16 protein-coding genes are annotated in these 26,491 nt (G+C 38.1%); 3 read left to right on the forward strand and 13 right to left on the reverse strand.

The features are described from left to right. Positions 1 to 212: 212 nt before the first annotated feature. Positions 213 to 2,054 carry a PA domain-containing protein gene (locus tag R2R35_RS04795; protein ID WP_317733361.1) on the reverse strand — a complete coding sequence of 614 codons (1,842 nt, stop codon included), beginning with the start codon at positions 2,052 to 2,054 and terminating at the stop codon, positions 213 to 215. A 134-nt stretch (positions 2,055 to 2,188) separates the two neighbouring features. On the opposite strand from R2R35_RS04795, the gene R2R35_RS04800 reads away from it, so the two are divergent. Continuing rightward, a complete protein-coding gene (locus R2R35_RS04800; protein WP_317733362.1) occupies positions 2,189 to 2,770 on the forward strand; it encodes a TetR/AcrR family transcriptional regulator in 582 nt (193 codons plus the stop codon). 110 nt (positions 2,771 to 2,880) lie between these two features. On the opposite strand, the gene R2R35_RS04805 is transcribed toward R2R35_RS04800, so the two are convergent. Beyond that, positions 2,881 to 4,089 carry a YibE/F family protein gene (locus R2R35_RS04805; protein ID WP_317733363.1) on the reverse strand — a complete coding sequence of 403 codons (1,209 nt, stop codon included), beginning with the start codon at positions 4,087 to 4,089 and terminating at the stop codon, positions 2,881 to 2,883. Positions 4,090 to 4,267: 178 nt separating this feature from the next. Further along, the gene (locus R2R35_RS04810; RefSeq protein ID WP_317733364.1) at positions 4,268 to 10,294 is read right to left on the reverse strand and encodes a chitobiase/beta-hexosaminidase C-terminal domain-containing protein; all 6,027 of its coding nucleotides are present in this window, start codon (positions 10,292 to 10,294) and stop codon (positions 4,268 to 4,270) included. A gap of 546 nt (positions 10,295 to 10,840) precedes the next feature. Between R2R35_RS04810 and R2R35_RS04815 the strand changes: the two genes are divergently transcribed. Next, complete coding sequence (locus tag R2R35_RS04815; RefSeq protein ID WP_317733365.1) at positions 10,841 to 12,046, forward strand: trigger factor; 1,206 nt, start codon at positions 10,841 to 10,843, stop codon at positions 12,044 to 12,046. A gap of 465 nt (positions 12,047 to 12,511) precedes the next feature. Next, on the forward strand, positions 12,512 to 13,495 hold the full coding sequence (locus R2R35_RS04820) for a phosphotransferase enzyme family protein (protein WP_317733366.1): 984 nt from the start codon (positions 12,512 to 12,514) through the stop codon (positions 13,493 to 13,495). A gap of 661 nt (positions 13,496 to 14,156) precedes the next feature. Here the strand turns inward: R2R35_RS04820 and R2R35_RS04825 are convergent. The 10 genes from R2R35_RS04825 to R2R35_RS04870 form a co-directional block, all read right to left on the reverse strand. Further along, complete coding sequence (locus R2R35_RS04825) at positions 14,157 to 14,567, reverse strand: hypothetical protein (protein WP_317733367.1); 411 nt, start codon at positions 14,565 to 14,567, stop codon at positions 14,157 to 14,159. Positions 14,568 to 15,581: 1,014 nt separating this feature from the next. Beyond that, positions 15,582 to 16,190, reverse strand: coding sequence for a pentapeptide repeat-containing protein (locus R2R35_RS04830; protein WP_317733368.1), 609 nt, complete (start codon positions 16,188 to 16,190; stop codon positions 15,582 to 15,584). A 9-nt stretch (positions 16,191 to 16,199) separates the two neighbouring features. Continuing rightward, positions 16,200 to 17,705, reverse strand: coding sequence for a hypothetical protein (locus R2R35_RS04835; RefSeq protein ID WP_317733369.1), 1,506 nt, complete (start codon positions 17,703 to 17,705; stop codon positions 16,200 to 16,202). A 47-nt stretch (positions 17,706 to 17,752) separates the two neighbouring features. Next, a complete protein-coding gene (locus tag R2R35_RS04840; RefSeq protein ID WP_317733370.1) occupies positions 17,753 to 18,040 on the reverse strand; it encodes a WXG100 family type VII secretion target in 288 nt (95 codons plus the stop codon). A gap of 13 nt (positions 18,041 to 18,053) precedes the next feature. Continuing rightward, the gene (locus R2R35_RS04845) at positions 18,054 to 19,376 is read right to left on the reverse strand and encodes a tetratricopeptide repeat protein (RefSeq protein ID WP_317733371.1); all 1,323 of its coding nucleotides are present in this window, start codon (positions 19,374 to 19,376) and stop codon (positions 18,054 to 18,056) included. A gap of 150 nt (positions 19,377 to 19,526) precedes the next feature. Continuing rightward, positions 19,527 to 20,039 (reverse strand): hypothetical protein, encoded by a 513-nt coding sequence (locus R2R35_RS04850; RefSeq protein ID WP_317733373.1) that lies wholly within the window; start codon positions 20,037 to 20,039, stop codon positions 19,527 to 19,529. A gap of 57 nt (positions 20,040 to 20,096) precedes the next feature. Further along, positions 20,097 to 20,396, reverse strand: coding sequence for a WXG100 family type VII secretion target (locus R2R35_RS04855; protein WP_317733374.1), 300 nt, complete (start codon positions 20,394 to 20,396; stop codon positions 20,097 to 20,099). Between the two features lie 145 nt (positions 20,397 to 20,541). Further along, positions 20,542 to 25,089, reverse strand: coding sequence for a type VII secretion protein EssC (gene essC / locus R2R35_RS04860; protein WP_317733375.1), 4,548 nt, complete (start codon positions 25,087 to 25,089; stop codon positions 20,542 to 20,544). An 11-nt stretch (positions 25,090 to 25,100) separates the two neighbouring features. Further along, positions 25,101 to 25,355: an EsaB/YukD family protein gene (locus R2R35_RS04865; RefSeq protein WP_317733376.1), complete on the reverse strand. Its 255-nt coding sequence runs from the start codon at positions 25,353 to 25,355 to the stop codon at positions 25,101 to 25,103. Between the two features lie 20 nt (positions 25,356 to 25,375). After that, positions 25,376 to 26,431 (reverse strand): AAA family ATPase, encoded by a 1,056-nt coding sequence (locus R2R35_RS04870; RefSeq protein WP_317733377.1) that lies wholly within the window; start codon positions 26,429 to 26,431, stop codon positions 25,376 to 25,378. Positions 26,432 to 26,491 lie beyond the last annotated feature (60 nt).

Genomic DNA, 26,491 nt, shown 5'->3' on the forward strand with positions numbered 1-26,491 from the left:
TTTATACTACCCAAATAATATCTCACTCATACTGCTTTTATTCACACATGATTGAATTAATGCCATTGAATGATAAATCAGGTTGGATTGCTTGTATCCTGTTTTGTTTGTTGAAATCACCCTATTTCCAGAATGCCTCTCACAGAGATACCTATAGATAACTATCTTTCCTTAACCCCAGATTAATCTATAAATTCTGGTTGTGCAGTGATTTAATTACTCATTCCATAAAAATAAGTATATCTCTCCCCAACTCCTAACTGTTCTGCTGTCATTTGATCAATTATTACTGCTGCTTTTAACAACGATATAATCTGTTCGCGCATAAGTGCTGTATCAAACTTATCCATTTCCCGGTTATCGCTGTTAACCATCAGATAATCCGGCATGGGGATAAACCCAATTACCGGAATACCAGCTTCAAACAGCGGCTGACTCTCTCCGAATTCAAACCTGTTATGCCCTCGAAGCAATACCGTTCTCTGCGTTTTTCTCTCTTCCACTGATTTTATCCAGACAGCAGACATCATCTCATTTCCGGTATAAGTATATTCTGTCTGAAGGTTACCTGTCTTCTCATAAATTCCATCTTTGTTCTCTTTCCATTCCATACTGCCAAGATGTTCTACTGTAATTCCTGCTACTGCCTTCAAATGCCCCTCCTTTCCATCCCAAAGTTCCGGATGGGCCTGCATCCAGGTTGAGGTTGCCTGAGAAGTTCCCTGGAAGACCGGAAGTCTAAAGTGCCCAGTTATAAATGCAAATACAATGGTACGTTCCGGCTGAACTTTCTGCAGATATCGAATCATCGACAGCATCCCTACAGCACCGTTTTCTTCCACCACATTTACTCCGTCTGTATGAGAGTTTATGATAAGAGCTTCCTTTGTATTTTTACCGGGTATGCTGACATAAAAGGATTCCGTTTCTGCCTTTGGCTGCTTGTTCGCTTCAAGGATTACTGTCGCTGTTTTGTTTAATTTAGCTGCTGCTAATACTTTCCTGCCCTCTGATGCATTCACCCAGACAGCCGGTATTCCTGCATAGTCGGTGATAAAGGAGAGGTACTGATCTTCTGCTTTTTCATCGGATACACCTTTCCAGACCAAAATAACAGCAAGTGCACCTTTTTCTTTCGCTTCTTCCAATTTGGGTTCCTGCAGTGCTGTTGTTAATACCAAATCTCCGTCACTGGCAGTAAGCTTATTCTGCAGTAAAGCCGTGATACGCTCATTCATAACGAGACCTAAGGGAATCTTCTTTGTATTATCAATCTCAATTACTGCAATTTTACCTTTGGCTTTCTCATACTTACCGGCAGTTGTATAGACCAGTTCTCCGGTTACTCCCTTTTCATCTGTTTCACCAGAATAAGGGAAGGCAGATGAGATATGGATTTCTTCTCCGTTTATATATAAACTGCTTTTTTCTTCTTCCCAACTGTTAAATGTATACTTATCCGAATGAATTTCCAGTCCCATATTGGTTAATTCTTTCTTTAGCCAGTCTATAAATTCCTGTTGTCCCTCAGAGCCTGTGACACGGCTTCCAAAAGAATTCATAGTCTTAATATTATGAAGCATAACCGTTTCTGAGTCCAGTAAATCGTCATCAATTTGTGCAGAAATATGAGCTGGTAGCTCCTTCGGTTCTGTTATGGGTTTCGTATAAATATTGATTAGCAGGAGTACAACTGTCAGTACACTTAAAAGGCCATAGATACACTTAGCGATTACTGAGGAGCTTCTTTTCTTTACCGGTCTGATTGAAGCTATATGATAGACTCCGGTCGCAATAAGCAGGAATATCCCTATTACAAGGAATATGAATTTTTCCGAAAAGAAAAACAATACCTCCGGCACTATTATTCCAATAAAAAACAGCTTAATTTTCCTGGTGTTACATTTAAGATAATATGACAAAATAGATTCGATTACGAGACACCCTGAGATTATCAGTGACAGATCTTTTTGATATCCCAGGAATATACACTGTGACATTGCCAACATCAGTAATACCACTCCAGAAATTATTTTGTAGATAGTCGTCTTCATTCTTAACAGCTCCATTTCAATGAAATTTGACATTACATTTGTAATCTCAGTTAAATTATAGTATAGTAAGTCCTGTAAAAACAATACCAAGTTACCGTATTCACCCCATCCCGTACAAAAAGGAGGCATCTGTTATGCCTGATTACCCGCTATTTATCCCAAATACACAGAAGCACTGCTCCAATAAGGAAACCAACCGCCTTACCAGAGAAGCCATCTGTACCGCACTTGTTCTGCTAATCCGGGAACAACCCTTTGATAAAATTACCGTTACCGATATTGTTAGACGAGCAGGTGTATCAAGAACCGCTTATTACAGCAATTATTCCACCAAACAGGATATACTGATTGAACTGGTCGACTCCCTGATTCTTGAGATAAACCAGGGACTGCTTCCTTATACCAACGAACAGAATGGTAAAGCAAAAGAACCTGAAAAGTTTATTACCGTACTTTTTCAGATTCTTTTAAAACAGCGTGACATTTATCAGACCTTGCTTGATGCCAGCTTTCAGCATATTATTTTAGAGCGTTTAACAGAAACCCTGCAATCCAATATCTTAAACAGGACGGAGGAAAATCTGTATCGGGCTACCTTCAACGCAGGTGCACTGTATAATATTTTTACCAGATGGATGCAGGTGGGTTCCCAGACTCCGATTGAAGAAATGACTCAGATCTGCCTCAAGATTTACTATATGCCAATGTCTGAATGATATCATCTGCCCCTACACTGTTAATGTTTTCTTTTTCCAAATTCAAGCATCAGGTATCCGCATTGGTTATATGGTATTCCTTTATTTTCTGATTTATCTGCGCAAGCATATTAGGGGAGGAATTCAGAAAAAGTATGGATATCCTTTTCTGTTACTTCTCTGCTCTTTTCTATTTCTTCTTTTCTGCTCCACTTAAATACAGCTGCACATAATGCTGAAACAAGGGGTGTTGTAGCAATTATACCTACCGAACCGGCAATCCCCTGCAGAATTTCGATTACGATCATATCACTGTTTAGTATCTGGATCATCGGATACTCATAGATTTGAAATAATATCATGAGATTAAAGGCTGACCCCACAAATGCAAGTATCAGAGTATTTGCCATAGTTCCCATAGCATCCCGGCCTATATTCATACCAGATTTGAAAATCTGTTTTTTGGTAATGGTAGGGTTCTGTTCATATACCTCATGAAGTGCAGATACGATGGACATGGAGGTATCCATTAACGCCCCCAGAGCAGCCAAAAGTAAACCGCTTATCAGCAGACCGCTGATCTGAAGGGGTGAATCAGAAGCTCGTATGACCATTTCTTCCGCTTCTGACATATTAAATCCGTTTATTGGTGTCATAAGAGTTACCAGCCAGGCAAAGACTCCGGCTGCTATTACCCCACCAACACAGCCTAAGAATGCACACAGCGTCTTCTTCGTAAAGCCTGTCAGCATCAGCAAGGCTCCGGCACTGGTATAGGCGGCAATTATTATTGTTGCCATAACCGGAGGCACACCTTTTAGAACCAGAGGAATCAATATATACCACAGATTAATCAAAGTAAACAACAAGCCGAACAAAGCCCTTGCTCCCTGCTTACCGCCTACCAGTACCATGAGCAGGGCAAAGGCAAGGAGTGCTATAATAAGAACACTGCTTCTGTCATAGTTGGGTATCGATAAGACATACAATTCTCCCGCATCATTAAAGTCCAGACGGACAATGACACGTGTTCCAAGCTTGGCATCCACATTAAAGTAGGCATTTACATAGTTAACAGCTTCCAGTACCTTTCCTTTATACTTACCGGTAAGAACAGTTACCTCCAGATTCTGTTCACCTATACGCCTGCCTTCCGTCCAGCTGTCTGGTGCTGCGTTGTCACTTAAGATATCCGTAACCTTTGCGACAGCAAATATTCTTTTTTGCGCAGAGGACAGTACCTCGTCCGGATCCGGTTGATTTAACAGGATTGCTGTACCGATAAATAGTAACAGCATTACCACTGCAGTTATAATCTTTATCCTCAGGTTCTTTCTCATATTAACCCCTTTCAATCTCTATACAGCCAAGGAAAGGGGCTGCACTTAAAGTACAGCACCCCGCCTTCAAAAAATAAAGATTTAATCTCTAATTGTAATTTCTTTATAGCCAGCGATGAAAAGAGCTTATATGGCTTAAAGTGAAAATGTAAAAATTTCAATATTTCAATATTTTGCATTATTTTACTGTAATGTTTTTGGTAAAGCTCTTCTTCTGTCCATTCTCTAAGGTAACAGTAACTGTAACCTTGACAGTTCCTTTCTTCCTGGCAGTAATGACACCGTTTCCGGATACAGCAGCAATATCTTTGTTACTTACCTTATAGGTTATCTTCGCTTCTTCCTGTCCCAGTGGATCACCGTATACAAAAGCAGTAACCTTGCTCAATTCCTTTGGAAGTGTTACTTTAATATTCAGTTTGTTTCCTTTGGTAACGGAAGTCTTTACCGTTATAGTAACTCTGTCAACCAACTTAACGGCGTCCTTAACCGGCTCTGTGCAGATAATATAATCTCCGCCGCTTAGCGAGGATAATTTAAGTGTACCATTATTTGCAATGGTCTTTGGATTATTCGGTATTTCTTCCAATAAGCCCGTTTGGGAGTTCTTGTAGTAAATATATACCTTATTACCTGCTTTTACGGAAATAATATCTTCAACGGCTACCGTAACAATCATACCGGCTGCTAAGTTACCTTCTGTTCCTATGGATAAGATTCCAGCTGACTTTGCGGCTGCTTTTGTACTTTTCACCACTCTGACAGACAAATTTAACTCCTTCGATGCAGCTGTGACTTTTTTAAGCTCAGATGCCGGAATATGAACTGTGTAACTCTTTGCATCTGAATTTGCCACCTTGATGGTAAGAGCCTGACCAGACTCTCTTACAAATAATAAAGCTTCGGGACTTAATGCAATGGTGTTTACAGCCACATCTTTTACAACCGGAATTGATAATTCAATTGCTATACCTTTTGAAACTTTACCGTCTGCCGGGATATCCTTAAATACTTCTGTTCCCAAGGAAAGCTTTATATTCCCACTGCCGCTTTTTGCTGCTTCCTGCAGTGCTTTTTCGCTGGTTTCCAATTTAATGGCTGCTTTCCCCCCCGTTATCTTCGTAACTGGATTACCAAGTACAATCTTAGTCTCCTTCTCCGGTGAAGGGTTTATTGGGGTAGGGACAGCCGGTGTTGGTGTTACAGGGTCAGGTGTTGGCGTTGCAGGATCAGGTGTCGGTGTTATTACCGATTCTCTGGTACACACAATATCTGCCCGGTCTCTGATACGGATACGCGCCGGAAGGCCGTCGAATGTATTATCATAAGATGACAGTCCAACAGCAGTTATACGATTGCCAACTTCTAAATTATTAATTTCCTTCTCTGTTGTAATATAGCCATCAATGAAGATTCTTGCCGTATTTCCGGCATTATCCCTGACCAGGATTGTCTGGACGGCACCATTTGCAAGTTCAACTTTGGTTATCTTTCCGGTAAGCTTCACAAGACTTCCAAGGTAGGTTTGGTTATTTACCTGTTCAGCAGTTACAGCTTTTGGTTCCAGAGTCTGAACATTACTGTCTAACAAAGAGATACTGCTTACATTCAGCTGCCGCTCCCCATTGTAGGAGGAGGTTGTTCCGGTTATACGAACCTTCTGACCAACTTTATAGTCTCCTGATACCGGAAAAGCATTAATACCGGCAGTTCCATCCTGCAGATAAATACAGTCAAAGAAAGCGGTAGCTTTGTCAAAACCGGAAGCATTGGAGGTAACGATTCCTTCTACTGTAAATTTCACCCCTTCTTCTGCTTCCTTTTGAACCTCTGCAATGGGATCTATTTGTATCGGGTTAACAAATTGTATTAAATTCTCTAAAATCGTGTAATTTGAATAATTTAATTCTGCATTGGTATCCGAAACCGTAGCCTGGATTTCAAAATTACTCATAAAAGCTGCACCGTCTACGATTACCATTGACTGGCTTCCGTTTGAATGAGTGACCATTTCTGTTGCTAGCACCATCAAACGGTTATCCTCCTTTGCGTACTCATATTTCGGTATATTTCCGCCCAGGCTGTCATTATCACAATTCTTTGAATACGTAGTGCTATGCCCATACACAACCGGTGATATATTAGATGGTAATACAGAAGTTGGTATTCCCTCCTCATCTACCGCATAAATTGTAGCTCCGCCATATTGGCTGAACAGCTGAGAGTAAAGGTTATCATTGGGGTGTTCCTTATCATATACAATTCCTTTGGTCAAGGGATTTTCCCAGTTATAAGTGCTCAGATACAATCTGGCTTTATTTGCTTCGCTTCCACCTGCATTGAGTACATCATCATAAGCACCGTCATCACTAATACGAAGAGTTGCGCCGATTGCCGCAAGCAGCTTATTCTGCTGCGCAGCCATATGATCTTCTGCCGGGAAGGCCTTATAGTTCTCATAAAGGTCGGACCATCCACATAGTACCAGACTTCCACCGGCTTCGGAGAATCCTTTGATTGCAGCGATTTCTGCGTCTGAATATACTGCATAAGGTTCTCTTAATGAGGTTCCGTTACGACGGCTGGGTGCAGTGAGTATGATCATCTTAAATTTACCGTTGGTATTCTGAGCTGCTGAAATCAATTCCTCACTGGTATTTAAGATAACACATCTCACATCGCTTTGTGCCGCAAGGCGACTGAAGTTACCCATGGAATCCTTATAGTTTCCTGCTACATATTCATTGTAGTGACTTCCATCGATTCCTATATATACCAGCTTATCAGCATCTCTGATATCCAGACTAAGGTCTTTTGTAAAGGAATAGTCCTGATCACCCACCGTTAATACAGCTTCAACGGTCAAGGTCTGTACCTTTGCTTTTACAGGTGTAAACTCATAATTGACTGCCGTATTTGTTCCTTTAGCCACTGTACCTGCAGAGCTTAGCTGATCGATTACCGTTCCGTCCAATTTATAGGTCAGGGACTTGATAACAGCGTCGGAAGCTTCACTGTTAAACAATGTAGTCTTCACAGTCATTTTCTCGCCGGTAACCGGTGTATTTGTACTGCTTTCTACATTTGAGATGCCAAGCAGTTTCGTACTGCCCACCCAAACCGGTGCTGTTACGGCTATATCCCCATCCTTTTCTTTTACTCTGATGTAATAATAGCTGTAGTCCGGTTTCAGGGTTACATTTAATTCTTTGCTCATAGCATTAACATCCCAGGAATAAACCACTCTTCCGCTATTTGCAATTACTTCTGCTTTCTGAATCTCATCATCGGCATCGTTTAATATTACTTTTAAATTAAGACTTTCCGGTACTTCCTTTATGATACTTCCCATAAATTCATCGTTTACAGTATAGGTTATCTCAAGGTTCTTATCTTCCGTAGCATAAACCTTACGATCTTTTAAGGCATCATATATACCCTGTTCCGTGAAATTATCTGTTATGATAACGTCTCTTGCATCGTTTGCATTGCCCCATTTGCCTTTGTGGTTATCCTGGTTATTAGTAGGGGCTACATGCCAGCCTTTGTCCAGAGCCATGGTGTAGTAATTGTAAGAAGGAAAATATCCGCCGCTGCCAATAGCGCCTTCTCCGTTTCCTACTTCCACCAAAGTAATACGGGAATCAATTTCCGGATCCCAATAAGCAAAATCACTAAAGGTACCAAAGGTTGTGCCAGGATGGTTGAACTGGCTCACAGAAGCTGCTCCTTCCGGCTGGCTTAACAATGCGTAATACGCTTTCATACCCGCATCGTTGGTCTTATTGTTAAGGGTTGTGTTATTACGGCTTACAATACCCTCTGTGTTCCAGGTGTTGATATGTCCGGGTCCGCCTGACCAGGTCATTTCAAAGCCGCCAAGGGCAATAACTCCTCTGTTTTCTGCGGCAGCATTGAACTCAGCAATTTTACCCTTGTATTCATTCCACAGAGTCTGGCTGCCTGCCGTCATTAAGCTCTTGTTATACAGAGAAGCCTCTGTGTTAACTTCTGTTTTGGTATCAAAATAGTTGGAATGATCTGTGAAAGCGGTAAAATCAATATTGTCACTCTTGTTAAGCTTATTGATATAATTAAGAGCATCATTTAAAGTACCGGAGCCATCAGAATAGGTCGTATGACTATGTAGTTGTCCGAAGTACAGATTATATTTTGGTGTACCTACTGTAAAAGACCAGTCATAGGTTATTGCCTTTCCATCTGCACGAGTAATCACAACGGTGGCTGTATATCCCTTATCCGACAGGTCCACGATCGGTGTATAGGAAAAGCTTCCGTCAGCATAATTCATGGCAACCGTATCTAATACAATCGTACTTCCTGCCTTTAAGGTAAGCTTAGCTGTTGGAGCTGTTCCAATATTTACTGCTGTTACACTGATTACCGGTCTCTTTTCCTCACCGGTTTTTCCATTGCGTTCCGGTGTAACTTTTACGACCTGCGGCTCATCCGTCACTGAAATTGTTTTAATACTGCTGGCTGCTTCATTTCCTGCTTTGTCTTTCGCAGTTACAAATAAGGTAAAAGAAGATACCGCTTTAGTAAAGAGGCTTCCAGGGATTGTTGCTTCCCAGGTGGTGTTATCAGCCGTATTTTGTACCAGTGCTGCTTTATAGCTAGTTTCATTTATTGTGTAAGCCAGCTCTGCTTCTGCTACCGCAACGTTATCTGTAATCTTAACAGATACCTTGTAATCCTTTCCAAGTTCTGCATTCTCAAAGGCCGGCAGGGTTATTACAGGTGCTTTTGTGTCATTTTTAACTACATAATCAGCAGAAGCCCCAACACGCAGCTGATCGGTGGTAGTGTATTTGGATACACAGGCATAGAGGTCAACCTTTTCACCGGCTGCTACACCAACGGGGTAGGTTGCCGCCCGATAAATAGGCATACTGTTTCCGCTGTTATCTGTTACAGTTGTACTTCCGTTGCTGTTGTAGGTACCAAGAGTGATATCCCTGATAACTACCCATTCAGATATCAGGGTATCCTTAAGGGCTTTCAAGTCGCTGATAGAAGTAAATTCTTGTGCTTTGATCAGCTGTGTTTCTGCTGCTGGTGTGATCAGCTCTTTCTCTGTAAGAGTCTGTAGCTGTGGAACGCCTCCGTACAAGGAGGTGGTGCCTGTCAACTTTACAACATCACCAATGCTATAACTGGTAAGGGCATCGTATACCTGTAGGGCGTATATGTTTCCCTCAATGACGTCTTCTAATATAGCGGTATTGGTGTTATCATAGTTTCCAAATCGGTAAACCAGCTGTCCTACTACAGTAATTACTTGTCCAGCTGCAGCCTGACTGCCCTCCAGAACAGATTTTGCACCTTCTGGAATAACTGGTACAGGGTCATATAAGGTAGGATCAGTTCCAGGATTTTCAACAGGTACGTAATTGAATTCTGCTATATCACTGTCTTCATATCCTGCTGCTTTTGCTTGTGCAAAAATAGTTGTATCCGTATTTATAGTAATAGGTTCTGCGTAATTAATCCAAATTGCTGAGGGTGACACCGTTGTATAATAGATACTGGAACCGGGAGTGCCACAGGTTAAACTGATAGCACTTCCAGAAACAATTTTACCCGGAGCCATACTGGCTTTCGGGGTTTCTGCTTTTACAGAAACGGGAGGAACACTGCTATCCAGCTTGTACAATGTAAAGGCAGAAGGATAACCGGCATTGCCTGCAGCAGTACCTGTTTTATATGCTCTGAATTTATTCTCGCTATTTTTGTTACTTGCTAACATTACAGTATCTGCACCAGTTCCTTTAAAGGAAAAGGTCCCATTAATAAATTCCGCATCCCAGTTATAATCACCAGGTTCTATACCGTTTACATTACCGCCTAACGGTTTTATAGATATTCCATTTGCATCTGTAAAGGTAACGCTGTTACCTGAGACTGTGAGATTCCATACCAGGGTATTATCAGGATTTACTACTTTTCCATCTACAGGGCTAATTGCTGTGGCACCTATCCATTTGGTACCGCTGTCATATGTACTCATGGCATAACCGGTGTTTACTATTATTACATACTTACCACTGGTAAGCTCGGCTGCTGAACTGACTGGCACATAGGTACCGGCAGTTTCTGCTGCATAACTTTGGGCAGGTGTTACGGAAAATACCATAATAATACTTAACATCACCGCCAGACATCGTTTTGCAAACACTTTCATTCTTTTTCCTCCTTATGATGATATACGCAATTCGTCTACTGTTCTTACACTAATTTTGTTCTGTCATCAGTGCTTAAGCTTAGTAAAGTAAATAGCTAACATTCTTATGTTAGCAAATATTTCTTATACTACCATTTCCCTACAGTAAACATCTTGTAAATTCTATACTTGTTTTATCCTATGTTAATTATTTGATTAGAAAATAGAATCAATAATCAATTCATTGGTACTTAACATTTATAACTCATATTAATCTTACCTCTTTTTCCACATATTAACAACGACTTTCAACCTACAATAAGAGCAAAAAAGAGACAAGTAATTATACTGCGGCTTTTCCTCCTCCTCAAAAAACAGATGCATCAAGCGACTTAACACTTATTTTGTCAGGATTGAATCATAAGGGGTAATACACAAATAATTCATAATTTTAGTATAGAATAGAATTGCAGTTTTCATAGCTATGTACTATACTTATAGTATTAATATACAGTTGGACAAGATGTCAGCTGCAATAATAAAACACTAATAACAAGAGAGGTTAAGATGAAGGGTAAAAAGCAAATCGATAATTCTTCCATGAGTTTGGGGCAACAGAGACGCCTGGAGAAAAAAAGAGAAGTGGAGAGAGCGAAACGGAATGCACTCCTCGGTAAAGTAATTTCGTATTCATTGATTGTACTGATTTCCGCAGGTCTTGTTGGTGCATTCAGCTATTCAATCTATCGTAATGCAACAAAAATTAAAGCTAGCAGTGATTATAGCACTTATTTAACTGACGATGGACTTATAAAAGATGTGACTGCAAATGAACTTGTAGAATTGACTGATTATAAAAACATAACTGCTCCTTTAAGCGAAATTGAATATACAGATGAATCCGTTGAAAAAGATATCAAATCTCTTCTGGAGGAGCACAAAGAATTATCAAAAGAAACTGATGCTGCAATTAAAGATGGAGACAAAGTAAACATCGATTATGTTGGCTCTGTTGACGGAGTAGAATTTAACGGCGGTAATACCAATGGCGAAGGTGCTGATTTAGAAATCGGTTCCAACAGTTATGTGGATGATTTTGAAACACAATTAATCGGACATAAGATAGGTGATAAAGTAACCGTTAATGTCACTTTCCCTGCTGATTATTCCAGCGCAGACCTTGCCGGTAAAGATGCTGTCTTTGAAGTTGTGATTAATGGAATTTACGTAACACCTGAATTTACAGATGAATTTGTAAAAGAAAATTTATCCGAAAATGCGTCTACTGCTGCTGAGTATAAGGAATATTTAAAGAAAACAAATTATGATAAAAATTTAGACACCTGGCTGGAAAAATATCTTTTGGATAATACCACTGTTAAATCCTATCCTGCAAAATATTTTAAACACTTAAAGTCTATCAAGAAATATGAAGATCAGATGTCTGTTGAGTACATGAACAACCTGTATTCCTCAATGGGTTATAACCAAACTACGACCTTTGAAGAATATGTTGGCATGACAGAAGCAAAATACGATGCCAAATTAGATGATGCTATTAAAGACCGTGCAAAGAAAACCCTGCTGTATCAGGCAATCTATGAAAAAGAAGGCCTTTCTGCTTCCAAGGATGATTACGCTGCTTATTTTGATGAAGATTCCACCGGCGGATATGACGCACAGGTAGAACAACAAGGTGTTGGTTATGTAATGCAGCAGATAATTGACAAGAAGGTATTGGAGTATGTGAAAGACTTGGTGACAGTTAAGTAATTGAAGCTGTATTTTGAAATAAAATATGTTATGAATCTTTTGTGACTAAATATTTTTTGTTTTACTGATTTTCAATGCATAGAATTCCAGAAAATCCCAGAAGTATCGTTAAGGCCGAAACCCTTCCTTGACTGCATTTCTGGGATTTTTATGTTGAGATATTAAATTATACTATTATAATTACATTATTATCTATTGCAGCTGCTGCTCCTACCATAAAATCATTTATATCCATCAAAGGATTATAGAAAATTCTTCTTATATCCAATATCATCTTTCGTTCCATTGTTCAAGCCAGAAATATTCGTCCCTATGTATTCCAGCAACCTGGTTATTAAATCCGCAATATTGATGATATCTATTCAATATTACGAATTTCTTATTGTTTAATTTAATTGTTTTCGAGAATGACAACGAAACAATAGTGATTTACAATTTAGATAGCAAAAATAAAGGAGATTTAAAATGGATTTAAAATTTTTTCCAATACAATCATCAATACTATCACCGGACGCTTTACTCAAAGAAATTAGTTTACGCTATGGTTTTAAAACACTACAATGCCGCTTATGGAGCGCTGGTTTGAATGATGTGTATCTATTACAAGATGCTACACGGAAGCTTTTTTTAAGAACTTCACATACGAAACGTTTTTCTAAAAAGGATTATGAGGAAGAACTAAATGTAATGCTACAGCTAAGGGCAAGAGGCATTAATACATGTATACCTGTTAAACAGTTGGATGAAACATATATTTGGGAAATTAATGCACCTGAAGGAAAGCGATATGCCGTTCTTTTTGAAGAAGTTAAAAATAACAATAAGGTAAGCAACTATAACATGGGAAAGCTTGCTGCTGAAATTCATAAAGCTTCCGATGAAGTTATATTAAATATTAGTCGTCAGCCTATAGCTTATGAGCAGTTGATTTCACAACCAATTAAAAGTATTATTGAATCTGGCTTTATAAATGAAATGGATACACAATTATTAGTAGAAAGCTCAATGGAGATATGGAACCACCTTAAAAGCCATATTCCTGATACAGCACCATACTATGGTTATTGCCATGGCGACATGCATTGTGGGAATATATATTTCAATGATGGTATCCCTCAGATTTTTGATTTTGACTGTATGGGAAATGGTTATAGAGCTTATGATTTATGCGTCTATTTATGGGATGAGACCTCTATAAATGAAGAGTTTATTAACTCAGAAGAATGGAAAGATTATTTAAAGGGTTACAATGAGGTTCGCAAGCTTTCAAACGCAGAAGTTATTGCAATTCCTGCTTTTGCATCATTAAGACAATTATGGTTTATCGGTCTTATAATTGACGCTACCAATATTAATAATTCATGGGATGGTTTAAATGACAGTTTTTTTAAAGAACAATTAAAGAGATATACATTCTGGTATAATAGGTGGAGGAGTACAGTTAATTAATTGATAATATGATTAATAGCTGGGAACAACTTATACCATATCATGAACAGGGAGCTTATGAAAACAAGATTTATTGATTTTGAAGCTATTCATGGCAGCAAAATCAACATGGATTTTTTGAAGGAATTAGAACATTGAAATTTATTTTAACGATATATCGAGTCTCAGACTAGAAAATCCCAGAAATATCGTTATGTCTGTAACCTCTCCTTGACTGCATTTCTGGGACTTTTATATTGAGATATTGAATTTTCCTATTATAATTGATATTACCCTCTTCGTCCTCATATTCAGGAATTTTCATATCCTTCAAGTCGCACAATCGCAACCATTTATACATTCCTGAACTGAAAAATTCACGCCTATTTTGCCTCAAAAGCAGGGATGAACCAAGGGGTCGAAAATGATGCAGGTTAAAGAGCCGAGGTCAAAAATCTCCCCTGCTCGGATTACATCAGCCCGCAATGCGGGCTGAGATGATTTTTTTATCGGGGTCAGATTTATGTCATTTGGGTTGTAAGTGGGGTCATTAGCGCAAGAAATATCCATTAATGCGAAGTATTTACGGAGTCACGAACGACTCCGAATATTAAAATGGGGGATCAGTTCATCTGCTGATCAATTGGATATGAGGCTTATGCCGCTAAACTAATTATGGCTTTTACTTTTTTATTTCTTCAATTTTAACTCCAAGTAAGTCGAAAGGAATCTTAAAATAGTAGTAATCATCAAGATATGACGTATAGTAATTATTATTTTTTTTCTCCAAATTTAAGTTTGAGCCATCTCCAATTAGTAGTAAATTGTAATCTGTATTCTTAATAATTTCATTAATAGTCTTAAAAAGTATCACTAAAGCCTGATCTCTAAACTGACTAAACACTTGAATTCGTGCACTTGTATCTGCAACAAAATTAAAATCTTCTTCAATAACCTCTAGCCCGACCTCTTCTTCTAAATCTACCGATATAGTCATACAGTTAAGACATAAATTAATAGAATCTTGGTCTTCAATAGATTTGAAGTGAATATTTATTTTTTTTTCTAAAATTTTCATTAAATAATAGGCCAATCAGTTCCCGTACCGGCAACCTCATATGACAGCGTTAACTCTGTATGGAATGGATTGCAAGTCATTTCTGGATTTATTTTTGAGAGATGGAACGTCAGAAAAAAGAACAGAAAAGGGAGCTACAGAAAGAGTATCCCCCCCCTGTAATCCCCGGCAGCACCATTTTACCATAGAACCTGTTTGATGTAAATTCATGGTTCACCATGAACCATAAGGTAGATGATCTGGCTAATTTTCTGGTGGAACAGAATCAATAGACCACTTTAGGTTTGCCCTGTGTCGCAAATAATTGCCCCTGTGTGACCTTTAAAACCGATAGTAGAACATATATGCCATTCAGGCAATAAAACACCTCGTTGGGCAAATTTGAAAAACATAGGATTTTCCCTTTGCACCTAATAACTGTTTGGATTGCTATTGCCTCCTGTTCATCTTCCGGTTGCTTTTTCAGAAAAACATCGCATATAGGCCAGTTTTTCATATCCCTCAAGTCGCACAATCGCAACCATTTATAAATTCCTGAACTGTATAATTCTTGCCCTATTTTCCTACAAAGCAGGGATGAACCATGGGGTCGAAAATGATGCAGGTTAAAGGCCGGTGCACCTTACGACGCTCCAGCCAGCTTACAGCAGCCGGCAATGCCGACTGCATAAGTATTTGTGGACAAGCACCTTCTTTTTTTAGGTGGCTGTCAATAAGGTAAAAGTCACCCATCAGGTGGCTGTAACAACTCTGAAATACACCTAGTTCAAAGTTTTTTAAAGGTGCCTGCTTAGGTACACCGCATAAAATATGACCAACTAATTTACGTCAAATCCCCCTCATCATTTTAATTTCTTCTCTCTAATTTCTCCAATAAATGCATTGATTTTTAGTGATTTCTGAAATATATAACTAACCACAAATACCAGTCCAAAATCAAATCTAAAGAAATGTTCTTTTTGGACTGGCTCTTGAAGTTTCGCAGTAATTATATTAAAGTGTGAATCATCTCCCTTACAATTTGTTAATTCACAAACTAAAATATTGCCTTATTTCATTATTTAAGTTAGTTTTTATTCCATCTTCTATCTTAATACTAACATTATTGAAATTTATATTATTAACTTCCATAATGTTTTGAAAATTTGTTTGTTCAAAATGACACCCGATAAATATAACATTATCAAATTTAGAATTATTAAAAGAGCATTCTATAAAATTTGTATTAATGAATGTGACGTTAGTAAATTTAGAATCATCAAAATAACTTCTTTCCAACTGAGATTCTATAATTTTAACATCTTGAAAAGAGGTTTCATTGTATGATGTTCTAAAAGAATCCAGATTTTTAATCTCCGTAGATATAAATTCTGTGTAATCTGCGTTTCCCTTTTTAAAAGTATTGTATAAAAAAATACACTGATTAAAAATACTACCGCAAAGAGAAGCACCGCTTAAATAAACTTTTGAAAAATCACAATTATTAAATGTAATCTCTAAAAAGCTACTGTTATTCAAATCATATGGAGAAAAATCAATATTATTTATGGTAACATCCTGATAAATTAAACTACATTTCTCTTTTGTTTTTCCTAAAGAATATTCCGTATATTTTTGAAGATTGGTAATTAAATCCATATAACCTCCTTATGGCCAAGTAACTATTTTATCCATCAAATTTAAATCTGAAAGCTTCTCAAGAAGTTCAGCCTTATGCAATGAGCTTAAATTTGATGTATCAAGAATCACAAATTCACCTTCACTTAAAGATTTATTAATAGATCTAAGTGAACTTTCTAGTGTATATCCTCCTTTTTTAGGTTTAAAGTTAGAATTAAATGACTTAACATCCCAAGCTTGTCCATTAGCGTCAAAAAATTCTGCTTTTCCAGAAGGATCTCTTACAATAGGTCCTTTGATTTTTCCACTTTCTTCTACATTTAGTCCAACTGTACGTTCATGTATTCCTTTTTCAATATCTATTGGTCTATTTGAACCTGTATGTGCTGGATCTTTAGCCAAAGAATCTAACTCAGTGGAAGCTCTACCGCCTGTATAATTACCTTCTATGTCATATAGCGTTTTACCCGTCCCCTCACTACTACCATGTCCTTCACCAGACATCAAATTCAGCCCATCACCAACCAGATTTTGAGCACTTTTTAAAGCTATACCTCCTCCAATGCTCATGGTTGCAATACCTGCTGCTGTTAATGGTACTCCAGCAACAGCACCTACTCCGGTGGAACTCAAAGCAGCACCTCCTGCTCCTCCCATCGCACCAAAGATAAATGCACCAGTTCCGGCAACCATTAAGGCGAGGTCTGTTACCGTCTTTCCTAAATTAAATGCTTTTCTATCCAATTGAAATGGTTCTGCTGTTCCACCTAACTCCTGTAACAATCCACCAAAAACATTATTATCTATTGCTACTGCTGAACCTACCATAAAATCATTTATGTCCATCAAAGGATTATAAAAGATTCTAATAATATCTAATAAATTAACATTATCATCTTTCGTTCCATTGTTCAAGCCAGAAATATTCGTCCCTATGTATTCCAGCAATCTGGCTGCCGTTACATTTATGAAATAAATCCCCACTCCTTGTGCCATTTTGACATAATCATTGAGCATTTTTATTTTATTAGCAAACTCAAGTATTTTTATACATTCACGTTCATACCAATCCTTAATTGTACTTTTAAGGGAGTCGAACTTCATTTTTAACTTTGCCAGAGAGGCAATACATAGAAGCAGTATTGTCTTATTCGCATCCGTTAACAAATCCAGAAGCTTGACCCACCACTCTTCAAGCCTGCCAGCTTTCTGATGCTCCAGAGAATACTCACCTTGTCCGGCAATAGCATCTGCTACTTCCTGATCCATCCTGTCTGCCACGATAAGGAGATTTGTAATTTCATCTGAAAAATGATAAAAAGCTTCGGATTTCTGTCTTAAAGCTATGATTTTATCTCTAACAGAATCAGCCGCCTGAATTAAATATCCGGAAGAGTCTCCTGTCACATTATCTATATTATTAACAATCGTTTTTTCCAAGTCTTCACTATATTCCAATGCCTCTTTTCCCAAGTCTTTGGAATAACGTGCAATAGCCTCCAGATCTTCATAATCTAATATAAAATCTGACATGTAACACTCCCTCCATGTATTGTTGATTACACTTATGCTCAAAACATTTAATCCAAGCTTATTCTCTGAGCGGTTTCATAAACAGACTGATACTTACTATCTGCTATCTGCATATTCCTTGACATAATCTGGATTACCTCAATGTATGTAGAAATATTTTTTTCCCATTCTGTCCCATACTTTTCAAAGAATGCATCTCCTGCCTGGGTATCCCACCCATCTTTAATATCCTCCACCGCAACAGACAGCTTTGCTTTCAGATCTATCATACGCTGTGCTTGTTCCTGATAGGTTAACTTTGTCCTATTAAGCATTTCTTCGTTGATTTTTAGCATTTCTTCACTTCCCTTACTGGTTGTTTTGAATTAATAAGGCTGCCATACCCTCCATGGTGCGAATTTTTGCCTTCGCCTCATCAGCCTCTTCTGCTCTACCCATCTCAGAAAGAATCGCACCACGGATTGCATACAACTCGCCTGAATCCTCTCTGACTTTAAGAATATAATCCGAAAGTTCCAGTGCCTTCTCATACATTTTCAAGTCCTTCAGACATAACATCCGGAATACATAAGCATCCAGATTATTGGAGTTTTGTAATGAATACTTGCGTAATTTCTCAACTCCCAGCCTGTACAATTCATCTGCTTCTGTTTCTCTGTTTAACATACGTAAACAATAAGGTTCATAATAATAAGCCGGCAGGGTATAATCCCCCATTGTATTGATATCTTTAAGTGAACGGGCGCAGGACAAAGCCTGTTCATATTCTCCCATGGTAATATAACAGTTCATCAATAAGTATTCCGCTTCCGGATCAGGTTCCGGCGGAACCTTCGCACCAGAGGCTGCGACTGCATTTTTTAAGCTATCTATTGTCCCCTGCATATTCCCCTGCAGGGCATAAATCTGAGCATGCTCTATTGCACTCCTGCGTTTGTCTATTTTACTCTCAGGTCTGTTTTCTTCCGTCTTTAAAAGTTCCAAGGCTTCTTCGAAACAATTTTGATTTGCATAAAGATTCGCCTGATCCAGAATAAAGTCAGGGTCCTCCGGGAAATTATCAATTGCTTCCTTCACCGCCTTATGCGCTTTATCAAACTCTTTCATATCTGCGTATAAGCGGATTTTCATATGATATCCCTCCGCATTATCAGGGCATTCTAGCGTCATCTCATCCAGGGTATGAACGGCTTCATAATATTTTTTTTGCTTTATGTAAAGCATTGCTTTTTTAAGCCGTATCTCTCCCCTTCGCGGAGCTTTGCTGATTGCCTTTGTATAATTCCTAAGGGCCAGAACAGCATCACCTTCTTCTTCATACAGGATACCCATATTATAAAATATTTGTGAGTTATCGTATCCGTTTGCAACGGCCTGGTTATAATATTGGATTCCCTTTTCCTTTTCACCCTTCAGTAAATTAATATTGCCAAGATGAAAATAAATACTTCCGTCTTTGCTGTTAACTTTTATGGCTTTTAAAAACGCTTCTTCAGCCTCTCCGTATTCTTCCATATTGGTATATGCAATTCCCATACCAATATAAATGTCGGGATTAAACGGATCCTCATTCTCCGCTTTTTTGAAATACTCCAGTGAATTTTCACTTTTTCCACTTACCAGCAGCACTTTTCCCTGATTTATATATTCAACAGCCAGTACCTCATTCATATCCTGTCATCCCTTTCCTTCCTAAAAAAACATATCAGTTGAATTTTAAGGTCTAATTAAAATAAAGCTTTATCTTATGAAGTTTTATATTTCCTGGAAAAATACATTACCACAGTCAATTTCTTCTAACATTTCTCTGCAAAATTAGTTTTAATTTACGCTTTTCTTACCTGCAGCACGTGCCCTTTCCTCTTCTCTTCTTTGCTCATCCCTGCGCTCTGCCTCTCTTCGCTCCTCTTCCAATCGCCTTTCTTCCGTCCTTATTGCGGCTTCCGTTGAACTTATCTGGTTTTTTAAACTGGTTATTTGTGTTTCCAGCTCAGTAATTTTATTTTCGGTAACTGATTTTTCACTTAACAGATTGTATTTGGCAGAAGACAACTTGGCATCAGCGTCCGGCTCCTGCTCTCGTTCCTTTTCAACTACATAGGAAAGCTGTGTCATATTCCTGCTTCCTTTAACTCCATCTAAAATTCCATTCGAGATATCTCCGGTGCTTTTTGTGATACTGCCGGCATAGTAATCAAAATTAATGCTTAAATCAGATATTATTCTTTTTATAGCCTCTCGTCTTATCTTCTGCTCTTTCAGTTCCGCTTCTGCTTTTTTAAGACTTTCATTATAGCTGGACAACGAAATAACTAAGCTGCTTAAATAACTCATGCCAAACTTCCTCTCCAATTCATGAATCCATCATTTATTATCATTATCTGCAAAAAATTAGTTTACAAGATATTTACTTAGCTCCTCGTCAGTTGTCCTGTATGCATTCAATCCATCCACCAGGGTATGATATAATTCATTTAAGATATCCTCGATATCTGTAAGCTGCAAAAAAATTTCGTCATATTCTTTCTCAAAAGCCTGTCTTCCCTTTCCGCTCCAATGCAGAAGTAATTCAGATGTTGCCTGTTTTACGGTTGTCCTTATACTATTGTATTCTTTAATGCCCTCATCAAAAGCGAGAATAGCCGCATCCATTTTACTGGTATCAAGTTTCCTTATAATGTTATCACTCATGATTATTCTCCATTTCATGTATGTCTCTTTCTTCGTATTATAATGCTTCTGACAAGGAAGACACCTTCTCAGGACTTTTTCGGTCTAAAATCCGAAATGGGCACTCTCTGTACCCATTTCATGTTAACTCAAGGTTATTATTTTATTAAATTTCTTCATCTGATCCGTATATAATTTTCTGTTTTTGAACACCTTTTTCTGTAATAAAATAGGAATCACCGAGTTCTATTTCTTTTCGGTACTGTCGTATATAATTAATTGCCACTTCAGTAAATTTGAGATTTGACAGGTCTTCAAACACAAAGGTATTTTTACTATCCTTTAGCAGTTTCAGAAGCTCAGAGGCGCCATAAGCAACTGGTGCATTTTCAACATCTGTAAATAAGAAGCATACCTTAAGCTGTCTGTAGTTCTTAAGTATATCCTTTAAGAAATCTATTGCATTTTTGCTGATTCCGTTAGCACTGTATATATTGCTGTTCTTAACAACAGCAAACAGCAGCGGTTTATTTTGCAATGCTTCCATACCGCTTTCCATTAATAACTCCAGTCTCTCTTTCAGTTCAGCGTTAATTTCTTCAATTATTGGTTCGAACTCGTTATAATCAACGGTATACTTTTCAACAATACCGGAAGCCTTCAAGGAACTCAGTCGTTTCTGATAATCATCCACGATATAGGCTTTTACCGGAAATTCAAACATTCCCTGTCTAAGGTAATGAAACATAACTTTTACCAGGTTTGTTTTTCCGCTTCCTTCACGGCCTGTTATGCTTATCAGCTGCGTTTTCATGAAATCAATATAATTTAATTCTACAGAATCATAATCAATACCCACTGGAACGCGGTATGAATTCTGCTTGTTGTATTTAAGGTGCTTCATGAGGTATTCGTAATTTAGCAGCTGGGGAACTTCTGGAATACGTCTTGCATATTGTTCACCAAATCTTTCATTGATTTTCTTTACATATTCCTTAATCCCTTCTACCCTGTCAATTTCCTTCTCACCCTGGAAAGCCAGATAAGTCTGATATTCGTAAATATTTTTATTGATTTCCACAAGCCCTCTGCCCGGAACATTTTTAGGCTGAATTCGGCACTTATCAAATACTGCACGATATTCATCTGCGGTATTACAGTAAAGACTGATACGATTGGGAAAATTACTCATGTATTTATAGCTGATTCCGCTGGTTTGTTTTACTGTAACAACCATACTTATACCAACGGAATTGCCTTCCCTGCAGATATTGATAATATATTCCTCGTAATCCGGATACAGTTCCTTCAAAGCAAGGAAGTTATCCACCATAACTATGATATTGTTCATATCCGTATACCCTGCCTCTTTATAGGAGCTGAAGGAGGTAATACCGATTTTTGAGAACTTTTCTTTTCTCTCTTTAATTTCTGTGTTAAGCATTTTTATAAGATTCTTCAGCTTCTCATCATCGGCTGCCAGTACAACGCCACCCAAATGATTCAGCCCATCAAAAACACTTAAGGCCATAGAACCGAAGTCCAGTATATAAAGGGATACTTCATCGGGTGTATATTTATCTGCAATACCTCGTATTATTGTCTGGAGCAGACAGGTCTTTCCATACTGCGAAGAGCCAAGAATAAAAGTATTCCCATTCTGAATATCTATGGATACTTCCTTCTGCTGCTGATTATTTGGATCATCATAGATACCAAGCCTTACAATAGTCTGCAGTGCCTGCTTCCTGTCAAATGTATCTTCATATACGATCAGATCTGCGAGAGGCGGCATGCAAATTCCTGGAAGCTGTTCTATACGTCTGTTTTCGCAATGGTTATGTATATAATTCACCACTGCTTCTAACTGTGTCTCAGATTCTTTTGCAGCGGTTCCCTTTTTACTGATATAAACAGGCGTTCTTTTTCCAGATAAGGAAATACTGGAAATAACATGTTCTTTCTTCATGGCAGACTCGTCCATATTGGTGGAAGCTCCGCTGTAAGCAGACTGGAACAGTTCAAAAATTTCATTATTGCCTACCTGCAGATATGCTCGTCCCGGTTCTTTGATTTCAGCAGCCAGAGGTGTTTTTAAGACTTCGTTACTGTCCTCTTTATTCTGAACCTTTAAACACAGTTTAAATTTAGAATTGGACCAAATCTGAGCATCAACAACACCGCTGGGTTTTTGGGTAGCAAGTATCAGATGGACACCAAGGCTTCGTCCTATTCGTGCCGCACTGATAAGTTCTTTCATGAAATCCGGCTGATCCATCTTAAGCTCGGCAAATTCATCTACGATTAAGATCAGATGGGGAAGTGGTACTTGAACTTCTCCTTTCTTAAACAATTTTATATATGCATCGATGTGATTAACATTGGCAGCAGCAAACAATTCCTGACGTTTTCTAAGCTCCGCTTTAATGGACAGAAGCGATCGGTCAATCTCTCTTCCATCAATGTTGGTAATAGCTCCGACCAGGTGGGGAAGATTCTTGAACTGATTAACCATACCTCCTCCTTTAAAGTCAATGATAACAAAACCGACTTCATAGGGATGGAACAGCGTCGCCATGGACAAAATATAGCTCTGTAAAATCTCACTCTTACCAGAACCAGTCGTACCGGCAACCAGACCATGGGGTCCGTGATGCTTTTCATTCAGATCCAGATAAACAACGTCCTTTTTGGAGTTAACTCCTAAAGGAGCTGCCATGGATTTATAAACTTCAGAAGTATCCCATCTTCTATCAATCTCCAAGTCATCAACATTTAGTATACCCAACAACTCATATAGTGAAATATTCTTTGTAAGGGAGCCTTCCAGACTGACTTCTTCGCAATAGACAGGAGACAACTTAACAGCTGCATTCATGGCAATATTGTCATTGATATATTCATATCTGAAGTTGCTGACTTTCGTTGAATCTGCTTTGTCTATTAGCTTCCCCAGATATTCATTGCGGTTTAATATAATGATTTTCTGGCACCCTAATGGCAAGAGCTCTTTGTATTCTTCGAAAAAAATAAAAGTTACCCCTAAATCTTTTGCTTTTTCAATGTATTGGGATATTGGATGACGTTTCATTCCGATTTCATTGTAAACAAATACTACAATCCTGGGATTGACGGTATCCGAATTTTCTCTTCTGGATAATTCTTTATATAGATATTCAAACAGAATATTCCTGCTTTCCTCGTTGCAAACAATATTTCGAATACCCAGATCATCATTTTGCAGATGGGGCAGCAGACGAATCCATTCTATATTCTTTGAATATTCTTCTTCGATTACGAAGAAAACCTTCACATCACTGTAATACTGTCTAATACAAATATCCAAAAGAATATTCTTACACAGCTCTCTGATATACATCTCAGCACCAACAACTCCTACGGCTCCGCAATCAGTAAGCTTTAATATAACCGGGGCCTCCTTTAACAGACGATATTCCTCGGTAATCTGCTCCGGAATCACTGCCATGGAATCATCCGATTCAAATCTCTCAAGTTTTTTATATTCTATCTGTCGCATGGATTCAGACTCCCCGATTCCCAGCCTGACATCCAGAAAATCTTCATCTTCATAGCTTCTGTTAAAGAGGTCTCCTGAGAAATCCTCCACCAACCCCACTTCATTTTCCAAAGAATAATAAGTGCTGCTGATGATTTGCAGTTCTTCTTTTCTCTTAGCCTCAATTTCGCCACGCTTTTTTTCTATATATTCTGAGTACATTTTCTTTCTGTCTTTTGTCGATTTTCTATATTCCTTGTCCTCATCAATCATCCCGTAAACGGAAGTTACAATACCTATTCCCATGGAGCAAACGCTAAACAGGACAAAGGAACCGCCACCTCCCATAACACCACGCAGGACAACCGTCAGTCCCAGTGATGCAAAAGCAGGTGCCAGTTTCATAATAATGTTTCTTTTAGGTTTATTCGGTTGCTGGGGAGGATCCAGTATTGATATCTTCTCATCCGGAATCAACGAGATAATCCTGGTATTTCTATTAAATTTAGGATACTCAAAATGACTCTTCGCATCACCTTTAACCCCATAAAGCAATGATGGGATGTCCATGCTGCTCATGGAAGAGGTATACAGCTTTCCTTCCTTATAATAAAAACTGAAACCAAGTATAGAGAAAAAATCATAATCCTTTATCTCTGATTTCTGTCTTACTTTTAAACCATTTACATATAATCCGTATCTCGTACCATTATCTGTAATAAAAAGCCTGTCCTGTTCCCTGACAAGTGTAATGGAATCTGAGCCTATCAGCTCATCTCTTAAAATAATATCGGAAGTTTCATTTCCGCCTATTGTCACCTGGTGGCTAAAGGAGATGTCTATTTCTTTTGCATAATCTCTTTTCTCAAAGTCAAAATCCATTACAAAGCTTACTCTGAATATTTCCTGATTGGATTTTTGATATTTTAGAATAAAATCATCACCATGGGATAATTCCCTGCTAACCAGCTTCATGACTCCATCTGAGGATATGTAGATATTTTCATCACATCTTATCATCCAATCCCCATTGTTATTAGTAAATCTTATTTCAAAGTCCTCAAAAAACTTTTCTTTTCCTAATCGAATATCATTATGCTTAAAGGTTCCCAGCGTTATTTTTTTACTTTCTACCGGTAGCTCAACTTCTTTATATATTCGCTTGCTGAATATAATAATTTTATATCGCTTATCCACTGATACATCCCCTATTCCGTAATATTAATTGTGGTACCGTTTCTCATTCCATACTCTGCTATTGATTTATTCCCCTTTAACAGGGCAATCGGATTTTCTGTTTTTAGAAAACATTTCGATAGATCCCCTGTATTAATACCAAGCTGAAAGCCTTCATTTAAGCCTATGATTAACTCATTTACCGTAATGTCCAGCGGTAAATCAACATCAATCTTTATATTCTTTTTGTGTAGGTATAAAATTGCCGTAATTCTATCACTGTTCATAAACATCTCCTCCCTTCATATCAAATGAACATGAGCGCAAGTTTTTGAATACTCCGGTTATTTGTTAAAACTCCCTCTTCCGACGCACTGTTCTCTGTCCATAATTCTATGTATTCGCTAACCCTGCAGAAATTTGTCATATAACCATTAGCCAGGAAATTTTCCCGATTATTTCTGTATTTATTACATACAAAAACAAAACGGTCATTATCTGAACAGTCTATATTTCGTAATAGACAATCTAATTTATATACCGCGTTCTTATCCTGTCCTGCAAGGATAATCGTATGATCTGCTACTCCCATAAGTCTGGATAGATCTTCTGTAAAACCAGTTGCTCCATCCACGATAACATAATCATAATCCTTGGAATCCCTGATACCATTTATTAAATTAATATAGTCCTCCCCTTTTATGTTCAACGAAGGAAGTGACAAGTGAAACGGAGGTAACAGATCAAAGGTTCTGTTAATTATCTTTGTTTTCACAGCCTCATAAACATATTCACTCTTCTCAATCAATAACTTTTCTGTTCCACTCTCCATAAAAGGCAGCTGCGGTATCACACTTCCTATAGTCTGCAGACTGTCAATTCCTATAAGTAATACCTTTTTCTGGTATTTCGCAAGGGCTTCACACAAGGCGGCAGAAACTGTGGTCTTTCCTATTCCTCCTATGGGTGAATACATCATGAGTATTTTTGTTTCTTCCTTTGTGTTCAATGTCTCCGATCTGGCGGAAGATTTACCTATAATCTCAGCGTATATTTCTTTTACACTTGTATATTTATAAATCCTGTTTGCCTCTGCATCTCCAGTATTGTTATTTAATAGTTCCTGTTCCGTAAGTATGAAAACACTGGCAATGTTATGACGCTCCAGCTCAGCATCGTATAGTTCTTCGTTAATAATTAATATATCCACTCTCTGCGGCTCAGAGAAATATTCTTTCAGATAGTCAGGATCTGTAATAACAATAAGATCTGCCTTATCTTCCAGTCCATCGATAAATTTACGTTCCAGAGGCATCAGATATTTGTCATCTGTATCTGCCAATACTATTTTTATATTTGCCATTTATGACTTCCTTTCAAAAACTGTTTCTTCCATAAGCAATGTTTTATCTCTCAATAAATG

Origin of the sequence: Anaerocolumna sp. AGMB13020 (assembly GCF_033100115.1) — a bacterium.
In the GTDB taxonomy this organism is placed as follows: domain Bacteria; phylum Bacillota; class Clostridia; order Lachnospirales; family Lachnospiraceae; genus Anaerocolumna.